Genomic DNA, 13,907 nt, shown 5'->3' with positions numbered 1-13,907 from the left:
TCGCAGGTGGTCCCGAGCCGCCCGTCCTTCCGCCTGGTGTGAGTCGGACGTGGCCGGTGAGGGTCGGTTTGCACTGCGAGTGCTGCAGGGACTGGTGTGGTGTCGGCGACGAGGCTGAGTCGATGGCGGTTCGGGGCGTGATCCCGGACAGGTTGAACAGCCGCGGCGAGTAGGCGTGGCGGGCATGCGGTGACCGCCGGGCCGTTCCGAGCATGCCGTGTCGACCGGGGAGCGCGCTCAGAAGGCGCGTGGATCGAGGGATGCCGAACGTTGGCACTAGTGCCTGAGTAGGGGTCTTTCCAGTGCCTGGTGCGTTCGGGACTGGTGAATTGCCGACGTGCGGTGCACGGAACTTGCTTGTGCGCTGTATGGCGATTTCGCCGGCACCAAGGCTTGGTGTTGGAGCGGTGTCGGAGATGCCGGAAACGGGGTGGCGGCTTTCACTGGACTCCGGCCTACTGTGAATCGATCTTGACCAGTGCGTGATGGTCTCGTGTGCGGAGCGAAATCAGCGGTGAGGTGGCTGTCGCGTCGAGCGGGACCCCGATGGTTGCAGTGGGCGGAGGGCTGGCAGGGCCCTCATCCGGTGCCCGCTGCCGGAGCACCGCAAGCGGTCCTGAGGAGAGGCGGAGGACGCGGCACAAGCGGATCGCCGATGCGATCCGGGACCAGCACGATGGCGGACTGGAGAGGGCGTTGGATCCCGGAACTGCGGGAGATCGGTCCGGTGTGGCCTTGCAGTCGGCCTTTTCGGTGATCAGGCTCTAGGGTGGGCCGCGTGAGCACGAGCGACGCCGCAGACGCAGGCGGTATCAAGCGCACCAACGGGGAGCACGAGTTCACCACGCTGGACAGCTCCGATGTGTACGTCGGGAAGATCCTTGCCCTGCGCAAGGACGAGGTCTCCATGCCGGGCGGCGGGCGTGCGCGCCGCGAGGTCGTCGAGCACCTGGGTGCGGTGGCGGTGGTCGCGGTCGACGCCTACGACCAGGTCGTGCTGATCCACCAGTACCGCTACCCGCTGGGCCGCCGACTGTGGGAGCTGCCCGCCGGGCTGCTCGACGTCGCGGGCGAGGACCCGCAGCGCACGGCGCAGCGGGAGCTGGTGGAGGAGGTCGGCCTCGCCGCCGACGACTGGTCGGTCCTGGTGGACATCGCCTCCTCGCCGGGCTTCACCGACCAGTCCGAGCGGGTGTTCCTGGCGCGCGGCCTGTCCGAAGTGGAACGCCCGGACGCTGTCGGGGACGAGGAAGCCGACCTGGTGATCCGCCGCTTCCCGCTGGAGGAGGCGATACGGATGGTTTTCGCCGGCGAGATCGTCAACGCCCCCGCCGTCTCGGGCCTGATCGCGGCTCAGGCCGTGCTGGACGGACGTGCCGAGGCCAGACCTGCCGACGCCCCTTGGCGGGACCGTCCCCGGCGCCTGGCCGCACGTGACGAGCGGTGAAGTCCTTCGACGACCTGCCGCCGGAGCTCTCCAGCGTGTTCAGCGGCTACCTGAACCACCTCGCGGTGGAGCGGGGCACCGCCCGCAGCACCCTGGACTCCTACGCCCGCGATCTGCGGCGCTACGCCGACCACCTGCTCGAGTCGGGGGTTCGCGCGCTCGGTGAGGTCCGCTCGACGCACCTGTCCGCCTTCCTCGCCGAGCTGCGCGAAGGCGGTCCCGAGCGGCCCGCGCTGGCGCAGTCGTCGGCCGCGCGGGCGCTGATCGCCGCGCGCGGCCTGCACCGCTTCGCCCACGCCGACGGCATCGTCGAGGTCGACGTGGCCAGGGAGATCTCGCCGCCGAGCCCGCCGAAGCGACTGCCCAAGGCGTTGCCGGTCTCCGACGTGCTGCGCCTGCTGGACAACACCGGTGGGGAGGACGTCCGCGGTCTGCGCGACCGGGCTTTGCTGGAACTGCTGTACTCCTCGGGGGCCCGGATCTCCGAGGCGGTCGGGCTCGACGTCGACGACGTGGACGAAGCCGAGCGCACGATCCTGCTCGACGGCAAGGGCGGGCGGCAACGCCTCGTGCCGGTCGGTCGCCCCGCTCTGGCTGCGCTCGGGGCCTACATGGTGCGGGCCAGACCGGTGCTCGCGGGCCGCGGACGGGGCAGCTCCGCGGTATTCCTCAACTCCCGCGGGACCCGCCTGTCCCGCCAGAGCGCGTGGAACGCGTTGAAATCCGCGGCCGAGCGCGCGGGCATCGGCAGCGGTGTTTCGCCTCACGTCCTGCGGCATTCGTTCGCCACCCATCTGCTCGAAGGCGGCGCCGACGTGCGCGTCGTGCAGGAACTGCTGGGCCACGCCTCGGTGACGACGACCCAGGTCTACACCCTGATCACGGTCAACACGCTGCGCGAGGTCCACGCGACCGCGCACCCCCGTGCCCGGCATTGATCACCGCGTGATCGCTCGCGGGTTTTCGATGTGATTCCGCGACATGCGCGACGGCGCGTGACAGGGTAGAAGAAGATCTCAGGAACGCTGAACGCATTTCCGACATGTCGGCGAGGCACGTTGCCGCTGGTCGTTAATGCCACTTAGGCTGCGATTGATCGCCGCCGGTACAGAAGGAGTCAGATCGCCATGTCGACACCGCAACCCTCCGCCGACGGGCGGTCCCGGGGCGCTGTCGACCTGAGCATCGCCCCGCACAAGCCCGACACCGCCGACGAGGACATCGACCTGTCGCCGGAAGCCTCCCGGGGTGTCGGCCCGACCGGCCGGCCACTCCGGCACATTCCCGAGCCGCCGATGCTGGACAGGCACGGTCCTGCTTCGGTGCTGGCGATGTGCAACCAGAAGGGTGGGGTCGGAAAGACCACGTCGACGATCAACCTGGGAGCCTCCCTGGCGGAGTTCGGACGCCGGGTGCTGCTGGTGGACTTCGACCCGCAGGGCGCGCTTTCGGTCGGCCTCGGCGTGCACCCCCACCAGCTCGACCAGACGATCTACAACGTGATCATGGAACGGTCGGTCGACGTCCACGACGTGGTGATGCGCACCACGGTCGAGGGCATGGACCTGCTGCCGAGCAACATCGACCTGTCGGCCGCCGAGGTGCAGCTGGTCGCCGAGGTGGGCCGGGAGCAGACGCTGGGCAGGGTGCTCGGCCCGGCGCTGGCCGACTACGACTACGTGCTGGTGGACTGCCAGCCCTCGCTCGGCCTGCTCACGGTGAACGCACTGGCCGCCGCCGACGGGGTGATCATCCCGCTGGAGTGCGAGTTCTTCAGCCTCCGCGGGGTCGCGCTGCTGATCGACACCATCGAGAAGGTCCGGGAACGGCTGAACCCCAAGTTGGAGATCAGCGGCATCCTTGCGACGATGTTCGACCCACGCACCCTGCACTCCCGCGAGGTCATGGCCAGGGTGGTAGAAGCATTCGGGGACATCGTGTTCGACAGCGTCATCAACCGCACCGTCCGCTTCCCGGAGACCACGGTCGCCGGCGAGCCGATCACGCGCTGGGCACCGCGCTCGGCCGGCGCGCGGGCCTACCGGGCGCTCGCCCGCGAGGTGATCGCCCGCGAGGTGATGGCTCGATGACCAGGGGACGAGGTGCTCCGCGGTCGTGCCGCCGAGTGATGGGAGGAACGGCGTGACCCGCCGCGCCGCGCTGCCCGGTGCGGCCGAACTGTTCCGGACGACGGTTCGGCCCGCGGAACCGCCGGTCACCGATGCGGGACGGGTGGGCTCCGGTCGCGGCAAGCACGACTCGAAGATCACCGTGTACGTCTCGGCCGAGGAACTGGTCGGGTTGGAGCAGGCCCGGCTCGCTCTGCGCGCCGAGCACGGCGTGGCCGTCGACCGCGGCCGGATCGTGCGTGAGGCGATAGCCGTGCTGCTGGCCGACCTCGAAGAACGCGGTGCCGACTCGATCCTCGTCCGAAGGCTGCGTCGGGAGCACTCCGCGTGACCGCTTCCGCTGTCCCGGACGAGGCATCCGACCCGACCGAGCAGCAGGGTGGCGGCAGCAGCCGGTTCACCGTGCGGCTCGAGAACTTCGAGGGCCCGTTCGATCTGCTGCTCCAGCTGATCTCGCAGCACCAGCTCGACGTCACCGAGGTCGCGCTGCACAAGGTCACCGACGAGTTCATCGCCTACACCAAGGCGCTGGGCGAGCACTGGGACCTCGACGAGACCACCGAGTTCCTGGTGGTCGCCGCGACCCTGCTCGACCTGAAGGCGGCCCGGTTGCTTCCCGCCGCCGACGTCGAAGACGAGGAGGACCTGGCGCTGCTGGAGGCCAGGGACCTGCTCTTCGCCCGGCTGCTGCAGTACCGCGCGTACAAGCAGGTGGCCGCCCTGTTCGGCGAGCTCGAAGCCGGGGCGCTGCGGCGGTATCCGCGCTCGGTGGCGCTGGACCCCAGGTTCGAGGGACTGCTCCCCGAGGTCATGATCGGAGTCGGGCCGGAACGGTTCGCCGAGGTCGCCGCCGCGGTGTTCCGGCCGAAACCACCGCCGACCGTTTCGCTCGACCACATCCACCAGCACCAGGTCTCGGTCCGGGAACACGCGGCGCTGCTGCGGGTGCGCCTGGCCGAGAAGGGTTCTCTGACCTTCGCCGAGCTGGTGTCCGACTGCGGCCACACCGTCGAGATCGTCGCCCGCTTCCTGGCGCTGCTGGAGCTGTTCCGGGAGACCGTCATCCTGTTCGAGCAGGAGAGCCCGCTCGGTGATCTGTCGGTGCGGTGGGTCGGCGGCAGCGTGGCGCAGGCGCAGGCCGACGCGGAGGCGGCGCGGGCCAGCCAGGAGGAAGAGGAGTACGGGTGAGCGAGCGAAGCGGAGCCGAGCACGAGGGCACGGCGCCCGAGGCCGGGCCCGCAGGGCCGGCCGGGCCCTCCCCGGCGGAGCCGGGGACCGCGGCGACGGAGTCGCCCACGGACGCGGCGGTCGCGGCGGAGCCGGGCCGCGGCGAGGCGGAGCGGTCGGCCGCCGCCGGGTCGGCGGAGCCGGACGGCGCTGCGGAGCGCGGCGACGGCGGAGCCGGGCGGCCGACGGCGGAGGCGGACGGCGCGCGGGAGCGCGCGGACGGCGGAGCCGCGTCCGCGGAGGGAGCGCCTGCCGAAGGCGGCGCGGTTTCCGACGCGGTCGAGGACTTGCTGGCGGCGACGCACGCACCCGCGGAGACGACCTCAGAGCCCGGCGCGAATTCCGCAGTGGCCGAGGATGGGCCTGCCGAGTCGGGTTCGAAGTCCGAAGCGGCGTCCGCGGTGGTCGCCGAAGTGCTCGCTGCGGAGACGTCAGACACAGGAGCAGGGGACGCTGCCGCGGAGGACGGTAGTGCCGAAGAACCCGGAGCCGAGGACGGAACGGCCGCTGTCGAGACGAACGCGGCGCCGGACCTCAGTTCCGACGACGACCTCGACGCCGCCCTGGAGGCGCTGCTGCTCGTGGTCGACGTCCCCGCCGGTGAGGAACTGCTGGCGAACACGCTCGACCAGCCCGTCGCCCGCATCCGGGAAGCCCTGCGGCGGCTGTCGGACGGCTACGCCGAAGCCAGGCGCGGCATCGACCTGCGCCGGGTCGGTGACGGCTGGCGCTTCTACACCCGCGAGACCTACGCGCCCTACGTCGAGCGCTACCTGCTTGACGGGCAGCGGGCCAAGCTGACCAGGGCCGCGCTGGAGACCCTCGCCGTGATCGCCTACCGGCAGCCGGTCACGCGTTCCCGGGTGGCCGCGGTACGCGGTGTGAACGTCGACGGCGTCATCCGTACCCTTGTGGGGCGCGGCCTTATCGAAGAGGCCGGTACCGACCCGGAGACCGGCGGCATCCTCTACTGCACGACCGAGCTGTTCCTGGAACGGCTCGGCCTGTCCTCGCTGAAGGATCTGCCGCCGTTGGCCCCCTTGTTGCCCGAAGTGGATGCGATCGACGATGTCTGAACACCGTTCCCCGACCAACTCGCCCAGCGCGGAAGGCGTCCGGCTGCAGAAGGTGCTCTCCCAGGCCGGGGTGGCCTCGCGGCGTGCGGCGGAGCAGATGATCGTCGAGGGACGCGTCGAGGTCAACGGCGAGATCGTCCTGGAGCTGGGCACCCGGGTCGACCCGGACACCGCGGTCATCCACGTCGACGGCAACCGGATCATGGTCAACGCGGACCTGACGCACCTGCTGCTCAACAAGCCCAAGGGCATCCTCTGCACGATGTCCGACGACCAGGGCAGGCCGTGCATCGGCGACTACCTGCGCGAGAGGCAGGGCAGGCTCTACCACGTCGGCAGGCTGGACGTCGACAGCGAGGGCCTGCTGCTGATCACCAACGACGGTGAGCTGGCGCACCGGCTGATGCACCCGTCGTACCGGATCCTCAAGACCTACCTCGCCGAGGTGCCGGGCCCGATCCCGAAGAATCTGGGCCGCGAGCTGCGCAACGGCATCGAGCTGGAGGACGGCCCGGTCAAGGTCGACTCGTTCAAGCTGGTCGACGTCAACGAGGGCCGCGCCCTGGTCGAGGTCGTGCTGCACGAGGGCCGCAAGCACGTGGTGCGGCGGCTGCTGAAGCAGGTCGGCCACCCGGTGCTTCGGCTGGTCCGCACCGCCGTGGGCGACGTGCGGCTGACCACCGAGCGCCAGGGCGCGATCCGGCCGCTCGACCGCAAGGAGATCAGCTCGCTGTACCGCGCCGTCGGGCTCTGAGAGGCAGCGCGGAAGCATCCGGACGACTCGGACTGTCGTCTTGCGCCGCCTGATGTCTATAGCGCTAGTGGTTTCAGTCCGGATCGAAATCAGTACTAGGCGGAGATTCAGCGGGGTAGCGGAGTAGCGCTGGGACCAGAGCTGGACGCCGGACGTCGGAGCTTGACGTCGGAGTCAGAGCTGGGCGCTGGGACCAGAGCTGGGCGACGGGTCAGAGTTGGGCGCCCGCTCAGCGCTGGGCGTCGGAGTCAGTGCTGTGTGCTGAGTCAGTGCTGAGCGCCGAATCTGTGCTGAGCGACGGGTCAGAGTTGGGCGCCGCGTCAGAGCTGGTCGCCCGGTCGGCGCTGGCCGCTGGGTCAGTGCTGGGCGCCTGGGGCCTGACCTGGGCGGGGGAGTCGGAGCTGGGCACCGGAGGGCGGGCCTGGGCGGCGGGGCGCTGCACGATGCGGCGGGCGACCGGCTCGACGAAGCGCGCGGCCATCGGCCCGATCACCGCCATGAGCAGGACGTAGGTCGTGGCCAGCGCCGCGAGGTCGCCGGTGACCGCACCGCTGGCGACGGCCAGGCCTGCGATGACGATCGAGAACTCGCCGCGCGCCACCAGGGCCGCGCCGGCCCGGGCCCGGCCGAGCTTGCCGACGCCCTGCATCCCGGCCGCGACCCAGCCGGTGGCGATCTTGGTCACGCTGGTCACCACAGCCAGCAGCAGCGCGGGCAGCAGCACCGGCGGAATGGCCGTCGGGTCGGTGTTGAGGCCGAACACCACGAAGAACATCGCCGCGAACAGGTCGCGCAAGGGTTCCAGGATGCGCGTGGCGTTGGTGGCGGTCGAGCCGGAGATCGCGATGCCGAGCAGGAACGCGCCGACCGCGGCCGAGACCTGCAGCTCGGAGGCGATCCCGGCGACCAGCAAAGCGGCGCCGAGCAGCCGGAGCAGGAACACCTCCGGGTTGGGGCTGTCGACCAGCGCGGAGACGTAGCGCCCGAAGCGCAGCGCGATGATCAGCACCACCGTGATCACGACCAGGGAGATGCCGACGGCGGTGAGTCCACCGAAGAAGGTCACCCCGGCCAGCACGGCGGTCAGGATCGGCAGGTACACCGCCATCGCGAGGTCCTCGAAGACAAGGATCGACAGGATCACCGGTGTCTCCCGGTTGCCCAGCCTGCCGAGGTCTCCGAGCACCTTGGCCACGATGCCCGAGGACGAGATGTAGGTGACGCCGGCCATCGTCAGCGCGCCGACCACTCCCCAGCCCAGCATCAGCGCGACGATGACACCGGGTGCGGCGTTGAGGACGAGGTCGACGAGTCCGGCGAGCCACGAGCGGCGCAGGCCGGTGACGAGCTCGCCCGCCGAGTACTCCAGCCCGAGTAACAGCAACAGCAGCACCACGCCGATCTCGGAGGCGAGGTGGGTGAACGATTCGATGCCGTGCAGCGGGATGAGGCCGCCGGTGCCGAAGGCGAGACCGCCGACGAGGTAGAGCGGGATCGGCGAGATGCCGATCTTCCACGCGAGCCTGCCCAGCACTCCCAGTCCGAAGAACACCGCTCCCAGCTCGATGAGCGACAAAGCTGTGTCGTGCAACGGTGTTTCCCCTCACCTGGTCAGTACGTGTGCAGTTGTCGTGTTGCCCGGCCGGACCCGCGCACGTCGGCATGAGCCCGGGTGCCCGGGCTCATCCGATCCCTGATCGGCCGTGCAGGCGCGAGATCAGCCCTTGTCGAGGATCTCGGTGGCCGCCCGCAGGCCGTCCGCGGTGCCCACCGCGACGACCAGGTCACCGCCGGCGAACTCGAAGTCCGGCCGGGGTGAGGGGTGCACGGTGCCGCCGCGGACCACCGCGACGATCGAGGTGCTGGTGCGGGTGCGCATCTCGGTGTCGCCGAGGGCGCGGCCGTCGTACGGCGAGCCGGGGGCCACCGGCAGCTGCCGGGTGGTGATCCCCGCCACCTCGCGCTGCTGCTCGGTGAGCTGTGCGACGAGGTGGGGCGCGCCGAGCAGGTTGGCCAGGGCGCTGGTCTCCTCGACGGTGAGGTCGACCGACGTCGCCACCTTGTCCGGGTCGCCGTGGTTGCAGACGATCAGTTCGAACCGGCCGTCCCGGTAGGAGATAACGCCGATGCGGTGACCGGAGCGGGTCGTGAAATCCTGCTGCGTCCCCAGCCCCGGCAACGGGGTCACTGTCACGTCCACACCGGCGACCCTAGTACAGGCGTTCGGGGCGGCGGCACCGCCGATCCGGATGCGATTGGGGTGCCCGCGTGCCGAACAGGCAGAATGGATTGTCGGTCGCGGTGGGTATCCACCGCCGATGTCGGTACGAAGGAGGACAGGCGACGTGGCACACGCCAGGTTGCGCGGTGTGGTGGCCCTCGACGGTCCGTCGGGCACCGGCAAGTCGACGGTGGCCCGCAAGCTGGCGGCGGAGCTGGGTGCGACGTACCTGGACACCGGTGCGATGTACCGGGCGGTGACGCTCGGCGTGCTGCGGGCCGGGGCGGCGCCGGACGATGCCGCCGGGGTCGAGCGGATCGCCTCCGCCGCGAAGCTGGAGATGGGGACCGACCCGCTGGCGCCTACTGTCTTCCTGGACGGTGCCGATGTGGCCGTGGAGATCCGCGGGCCGGAGGTGACTGGTGCGGTTTCGGCGGTTTCGGCGGTCGGTGCGGTGCGCGAGTTGCTGGTGGAGCAGCAGCGCGGGCTGATCCGTGAGGCGCTGTCGGCGCCGGGCGGCATAGTGGTCGAGGGCCGCGACATTGGCACGGTCGTCGCACCGGATGCAGGGCTGAAGGTGTTCCTGACGGCTTCGTCGCACGCCCGCGCGCAGCGCCGCACGGCGCAGGACACAGCCGAGGGACGCGTGAGCGACCTGGAGCGGACCCATGCCGACGTGCGGCGCCGGGACGCGCTGGACTCCGGGCGCCGGACCTCGCCGTTGCGGCGGGCCGACGACGCGCTCGAACTGGACACCACCGAGCTGGACGTGGCGGCCGTGGTGGGGCGGCTGCTCGAACTGGTCGAGAACCGGGGCCTGCTCGCGGGAATGGAACGGACATCGCGGTGAACTCGATGGGAAGCGGCCCGGCGTCGCAGGGCGGTCGGGCACCGGCGCGGGAGCGTGGCGGCACGCTGCCCGACGGTGCTTCGCCGTTCCTGCACCGGGTGGGGCAGTGGATCTCGATCCTGTTCGTGCGCCCCGCGTACCGGGTGCGCATCCACCACGCCGACCGGATTCCGCGAACCGGGCCGGTGGTGCTGGTGGCCAACCACAGTTCGCTGGCCGATGGGCCGCTGCTGTTCGGAATGATCCCACGCACCGCGGTGTTCCTGATCAAGCACGAGATGTTCCGCGGGCTGCTCGGCTGGTTCCTGCGCAAGATCGGGCAGCTGCCGGTGCGCCGTGGCGAGCCGGACCGCACGCCGCTGCTGGCGGCGGTGCGCGTGTTGCGCTCGGGCGGGTTGGTGGGGGTGTTCCCCGAGGGAACCCGCGGCGGTGAGATGGCCACGGCGCAGAACGGGGCGGCGTGGCTGGCCCGTTCCTCGGGTGCGGTGCTGCTGCCGGTGGCGTGCCGGGGGACGCGGCGTCCCGAGGGGCGCGGCCGTAGGCTCCTGCCGAGGGTCGACGTGCTGTTCGGGGATCCGGTCGTGCTGCCGGACGCGAAGGGGCGCGCGGGCTTGACCGCAGCGACCGAGCGGGTGCGCACCGAACTGGTCGAGCTGATCGCCGAGTTGGACCGGCTGGTCCCGACCGCTGACAAGACTTAGTACTACCGAGAGGAACGAAGCGTGACCGACGAGTCGCTGGAAGGCGGTTCCGGTCTGGACGGCACGTGGTCCGACGAGGCCGAGTGGGCCCAGTTCGACGACGCCGACCTTTCCGATGACGAGAACGCCCCGGTGCCGCAGCCGGTTCTGGCCGTGGTCGGCCGCCCCAACGTGGGCAAGTCGACGCTGGTGAACCGGCTGCTCGGCCGCCGGGAGGCGGTCGTGCAGGACACCCCGGGGGTGACCCGCGACCGGGTGGCCTACGACGCGCTGTGGAACGGCAGGCGCTTCACCGTGGTCGACACCGGCGGCTGGGAGCCCGACGCCAAGGGCCTGCAGGCCGCGGTCGCCGCGCAGGCGGAGATGGCGATGTCGACCGCGGACGCGATCCTGCTGGTCGTCGACGCGCAGGTGGGTGCCACCGCCACCGAGGAGGCCGTGGCGCGGGTGCTGCGGCGCTCGAAGCGGCCGGTGCTGGTGGCGGCGAACAAGGTCGACGACGAGCGGGCGATGGCCGAGGCGCACGCGCTGTGGTCTCTGGGTCTGGGCGAGCCGATGCCGGTGAGCGGTCTGCACGGTCGTGGTTCCGGTGACCTGCTCGACAAGATCCTGGCGGTCTTCCCGGACGTGCCGCACGAGGAGTTCGGCAAGACCGGTGGTCCGCGCCGGGTCGCGCTGGTCGGCAAGCCCAACGTGGGCAAGTCGAGCCTGCTCAACCGGTTGACCGGTGAGCTGCGCGCGGTGGTCGACGACGTCGCGGGGACCACCGTCGACCCGGTCGACTCGCTGGTGGAGCTCGACGGTGAGGTGTGGCGGTTCGTCGACACCGCCGGCCTGCGCAAGCGGGTGAAGACGGCCAGCGGTACGGAGTACTACGCCTCGCTGCGCACCAAGGCCGCGATCGAGGCGGCCGAGGTCGCGATCGTGCTGGTGGACGCCTCGCAGCCGCTGACCGAGCAGGACCTGCGGGTGTTCACGATGGTCGTGGAGGCCGGGCGCGCGCTGGTCATCGCCTACAACAAGTGGGACCTGGTCGACGAGGACCGCAGGCACCAACTGGACAAGGAGATCGACCGCGAGCTGGTGCGGGTGCGGTGGGCCGAGCGGGTGAACGTCTCGGCGCTGACGGGGCGTGCGGTGGGCAAGCTCGCGCCGACGCTGCGCACCGCGCTGAACTCCTGGGACACCCGGATCCCGACCGGGCAGCTCAACTCGTGGCTGTCGGACCTGGTCGCGGCGCACCCGCCGCCGGTGCGCGGCGGCAAGCAGCCGAAGATCCTGTTCGCGACGCAGGCCCATTCGCGTCCTCCGACGGTGGTGCTGTTCACCACCGGTTTCCTCGAGGCCGGCTACCGGCGCTTCCTGGAGCGCAAGTTGCGCGACACCTTCGGCTTCGTGGGCAGCCCGGTGCGGATCTCGGTGCGGGTGCGGGAGCGAAAAGGCCCCAAGAGCGGTCGTCGCTGACCTGTCGTGGCGCCCGCGCCGGGTGGTGCGGGCCCAGTAGGCTGCTCAAAACCCTCGGAAACAGGGGAGGTGACCGAGGTGCGCGGGGAGACGGCGGGGGCCGCGCAACGTCCGATCCGCCTGGTGCTGGCCGATGACGAGGTCATGTTGCGGCGTGGCCTGCGCGTTCTTCTGGAGCAGGGCGGCCGCATCCGGGTGGTGGCGGAGGCGGGCAACGGCGAGGAGCTGCTCGCCGCGGTGCGCGGGCATCGCCCCGACGTGGTGCTGGTCGACGTGCAGATGCCGAGCAAGGACGGGTTGAGCGCGCTGCGGGACCTGCGCGCGATGGCGGCTCCGCCGATCGCCGCGGTTCTGACCACTTTCGACCTCGACGACTACGTCGCCGAGGCGTTGCGGTTGGGGGCCAACGGTTTCCTGCTCAAGGACGCCGACCCGGCGGTGCTGGTCCGCGCGGTGATCGACCTGGCGGCCGGTGGCGCGGTGCTCGATCCGCGGATCACGGCGCGGCTGCTGCCGCGGTTCCGCAACCTGGGGGACAGCGCCGATGAGGTCCGGCTGGTCCGGACGCTGTCGGCGCGGGAGCGGCAGGTGCTGTTCCTGTTGGCCGACGGTCGGTCCAATGCCGACATCGGCGACCGCCTCGGGCTGACCGAGGCGACGGTGAAGAGCTACGTGTCCACTGTGCTCGGCAAGCTGGGGGCGGAGAACCGCGTGCAGGCGGCGCTGATCGCGCAGCGGGTGTCCGGTTGCGGAGACGGCGAGTCGTGGTGAACCGGGCCGGTTCGTGGTGGCGCCTGGTCGTGTCGGAGGTCCTCGCGGTCGGGCTTCCGGTGGTGGCGGTGCTGTTCTCCCACTCCAGTTCGTGGTTCTCGCTGGTGTCGGCGCTGTCGGCGTGCGCGGTGCTGCCGTTGCGGCACCGGTGGCCGAGGCTGGTCGTGGCGCTGTGCGTGCCTGCGTTCGTCGGTGGTCTGGGTTGGGCGCCGGGTGTGGTCGCGCTGTACGCGTTCGGCCGGGCCCGTCCGCACTACCGCTGGCAGGTCGCTGCACTGCTGGTGGTGCTGGTGGCGGCAGTGGTGCCGGTGCTTGTCCAGCAGTCGCTGGGACTGCCGGCGGTCCTGCTGACGGTGAGCTTCGTGCTGTTCGCCGCCGGTGCCCCGGTGGCGCTGGGTGCGTTGGTGACGACCCGCCACCAGCTCACCGACAGTCTGCGGCAAGTTCGCGAGGCGACCGAGGCGGAGCTGGCGGCCAAGGCCGAGACGGCGCGCGCCGAGGAGCGCACCCGGATCGCTCGGGAGATCCACGACGCGGTCGGGCACCAGGTGACGTTGATCGCGGTGGAGTCGGCGGCGCTCGCGGCCACCAGTGAGGAGCCCGCGACGCAGGAGTCGGCGGGGCGGCTGCGTGCGCTGGCGAAGCAGGCACTGGACGAGATGCGCACGACGCTCGGCCTCGCCGGCGACCGCAACCCGGCGGCCGCGTGCGTGCGCGCGATCCCGGACCTGGTCACCCGGGCCGGCGACAGCGGTCTCGACGTGCGGTTGGCCCTCGAGGTCGACGAGCGCGAGGTGTTCACCCCGGGACTGGAGCGCGCGGCCTACCGGGTGGTCCAGGAAGCGTTGACGAACGCTTCGAAGCACGCTCCGGGGGCGCGGGTCGCGGTCCGGGTCGACGTCACCGGGGGCTCTCTGCGGGTTTCGGTGGTCAACTCGGCGGCCGACGGGCAACCGGTGGACATCGGTTCCGGCGGGTCCGGGTTGGAGGGCCTGTCCGAGCGGGTGCAGATGGCCGGTGGCCGGCTGGATGCCGGGCCGGCCGCGGACGGTGGTTTCGAACTGGTGGCGCTGCTGCCGCGAGGGCCGCGCTGAGGTGCGTTCCGGATATCGATCGGGCTACCTCGATCATCACCCGCAAGCGTGGTCGCGGTGCGTGTCCAACGACCTCCAAGCAGTCTTGGAAAATCTTTAACCTGAGGGAAACGGTGCGCCGCATCGGCGATCTGCAGGGTGGCGTTACGGGCCGCCGAAGTTTTGGAAATGCG

Annotated in this window: 14 protein-coding genes; 12 read left to right on the top strand and 2 right to left on the bottom strand. The window is 71.0% G+C overall.

The window, feature by feature from the left end:
• The first annotated feature begins 778 nt into the window (after positions 1–778).
• From SACE_RS25290 to SACE_RS25260, 7 genes are all read left to right on the top strand, one after another.
• Positions 779–1,447, top strand: a complete 669-nt coding sequence (locus SACE_RS25290; RefSeq protein ID WP_009942370.1) for an NUDIX domain-containing protein — start codon at positions 779–781, stop codon at positions 1,445–1,447.
• Positions 1,444–2,385, top strand: coding sequence for a site-specific tyrosine recombinase XerD (xerD, locus tag SACE_RS25285; RefSeq protein ID WP_009942371.1), 942 nt, complete (start codon positions 1,444–1,446; stop codon positions 2,383–2,385). The genes SACE_RS25290 and xerD overlap by 4 nt, the downstream gene beginning before the upstream one ends.
• Before the next feature lie 189 nt (positions 2,386–2,574).
• The gene (locus tag SACE_RS25280) at positions 2,575–3,537 is read left to right on the top strand and encodes a ParA family protein (RefSeq protein ID WP_009942373.1); all 963 of its coding nucleotides are present in this window, start codon (positions 2,575–2,577) and stop codon (positions 3,535–3,537) included.
• 52 nt (positions 3,538–3,589) lie between these two features.
• Positions 3,590–3,907, top strand: coding sequence for a hypothetical protein (locus tag SACE_RS25275; protein WP_009942374.1), 318 nt, complete (start codon positions 3,590–3,592; stop codon positions 3,905–3,907).
• Positions 3,904–4,764: a segregation and condensation protein A gene (locus tag SACE_RS25270; RefSeq protein ID WP_009942375.1), complete on the top strand. Its 861-nt coding sequence runs from the start codon at positions 3,904–3,906 to the stop codon at positions 4,762–4,764. Before SACE_RS25275 ends, SACE_RS25270 begins: the two co-directional genes overlap by 4 nt.
• Positions 4,765–5,150: 386 nt before the next feature.
• Positions 5,151–5,879 (top strand): SMC-Scp complex subunit ScpB, encoded by a 729-nt coding sequence (gene scpB, locus SACE_RS25265; RefSeq protein WP_009942376.1) that lies wholly within the window; start codon positions 5,151–5,153, stop codon positions 5,877–5,879.
• Positions 5,872–6,633: a pseudouridine synthase gene (locus SACE_RS25260; protein ID WP_009942377.1), complete on the top strand. Its 762-nt coding sequence runs from the start codon at positions 5,872–5,874 to the stop codon at positions 6,631–6,633. The genes scpB and SACE_RS25260 overlap by 8 nt, the downstream gene beginning before the upstream one ends.
• A 229-nt stretch (positions 6,634–6,862) precedes the next feature.
• Here the strand turns inward: SACE_RS25260 and SACE_RS25255 are convergent, their stop codons facing one another.
• The gene (locus SACE_RS25255; RefSeq protein WP_011874647.1) at positions 6,863–8,224 is read right to left on the bottom strand and encodes a cation:proton antiporter; all 1,362 of its coding nucleotides are present in this window, start codon (positions 8,222–8,224) and stop codon (positions 6,863–6,865) included.
• Positions 8,225–8,350: 126 nt separating this feature from the next.
• On the bottom strand, positions 8,351–8,833 hold the full coding sequence (locus SACE_RS25250; protein ID WP_011874646.1) for a cation:proton antiporter regulatory subunit: 483 nt from the start codon (positions 8,831–8,833) through the stop codon (positions 8,351–8,353).
• A gap of 145 nt (positions 8,834–8,978) precedes the next feature.
• Between SACE_RS25250 and cmk the strand changes: the two genes are divergently transcribed.
• The 5 genes from cmk (at position 8,979) to SACE_RS25225 (ending at position 13,734) form a co-directional block, all read left to right on the top strand.
• Complete coding sequence (cmk, locus tag SACE_RS25245; RefSeq protein WP_009942381.1) at positions 8,979–9,704, top strand: (d)CMP kinase; 726 nt, start codon at positions 8,979–8,981, stop codon at positions 9,702–9,704.
• A gap of 5 nt (positions 9,705–9,709) precedes the next feature.
• The gene (locus SACE_RS25240) at positions 9,710–10,405 is read left to right on the top strand and encodes a lysophospholipid acyltransferase family protein (protein WP_011874644.1); all 696 of its coding nucleotides are present in this window, start codon (positions 9,710–9,712) and stop codon (positions 10,403–10,405) included.
• Between the two features lie 21 nt (positions 10,406–10,426).
• A complete protein-coding gene (gene der, locus SACE_RS25235; protein WP_009942383.1) occupies positions 10,427–11,869 on the top strand; it encodes a ribosome biogenesis GTPase Der in 1,443 nt (480 codons plus the stop codon).
• A 69-nt stretch (positions 11,870–11,938) separates the two neighbouring features.
• Complete coding sequence (locus tag SACE_RS25230; RefSeq protein ID WP_009942385.1) at positions 11,939–12,640, top strand: response regulator; 702 nt, start codon at positions 11,939–11,941, stop codon at positions 12,638–12,640.
• Positions 12,616–13,734: a sensor histidine kinase gene (locus SACE_RS25225; protein ID WP_231849779.1), complete on the top strand. Its 1,119-nt coding sequence runs from the start codon at positions 12,616–12,618 to the stop codon at positions 13,732–13,734. The genes SACE_RS25230 and SACE_RS25225 overlap by 25 nt, the downstream gene beginning before the upstream one ends.
• Positions 13,735–13,907: the final 173 nt, after the last annotated feature.

This window comes from Saccharopolyspora erythraea NRRL 2338 (assembly GCF_000062885.1).
Classification (GTDB): domain Bacteria; phylum Actinomycetota; class Actinomycetes; order Mycobacteriales; family Pseudonocardiaceae; genus Saccharopolyspora_D; species Saccharopolyspora_D erythraea.
Note: the sequence above shows the minus strand (reverse complement) of the source record. Positions and strands in the feature narration are given on the sequence as shown.

Bases quoted from the DNA above. Each gene is read 5' to 3' on its own strand.
- SACE_RS25240 (WP_011874644.1), top strand. From the start codon at position 9,710: ATGGGAAGCGGCCCGGCGTCGCAGGGCGGTCGGGCACCGGCGCGGGAG.
- SACE_RS25280 (WP_009942373.1), top strand. From the start codon at position 2,575: ATGTCGACACCGCAACCCTCCGCCGACGGGCGGTCCCGGGGCGCTGTC.
- SACE_RS25260 (WP_009942377.1), top strand. From the start codon at position 5,872: ATGTCTGAACACCGTTCCCCGACCAACTCGCCCAGCGCGGAAGGCGTC.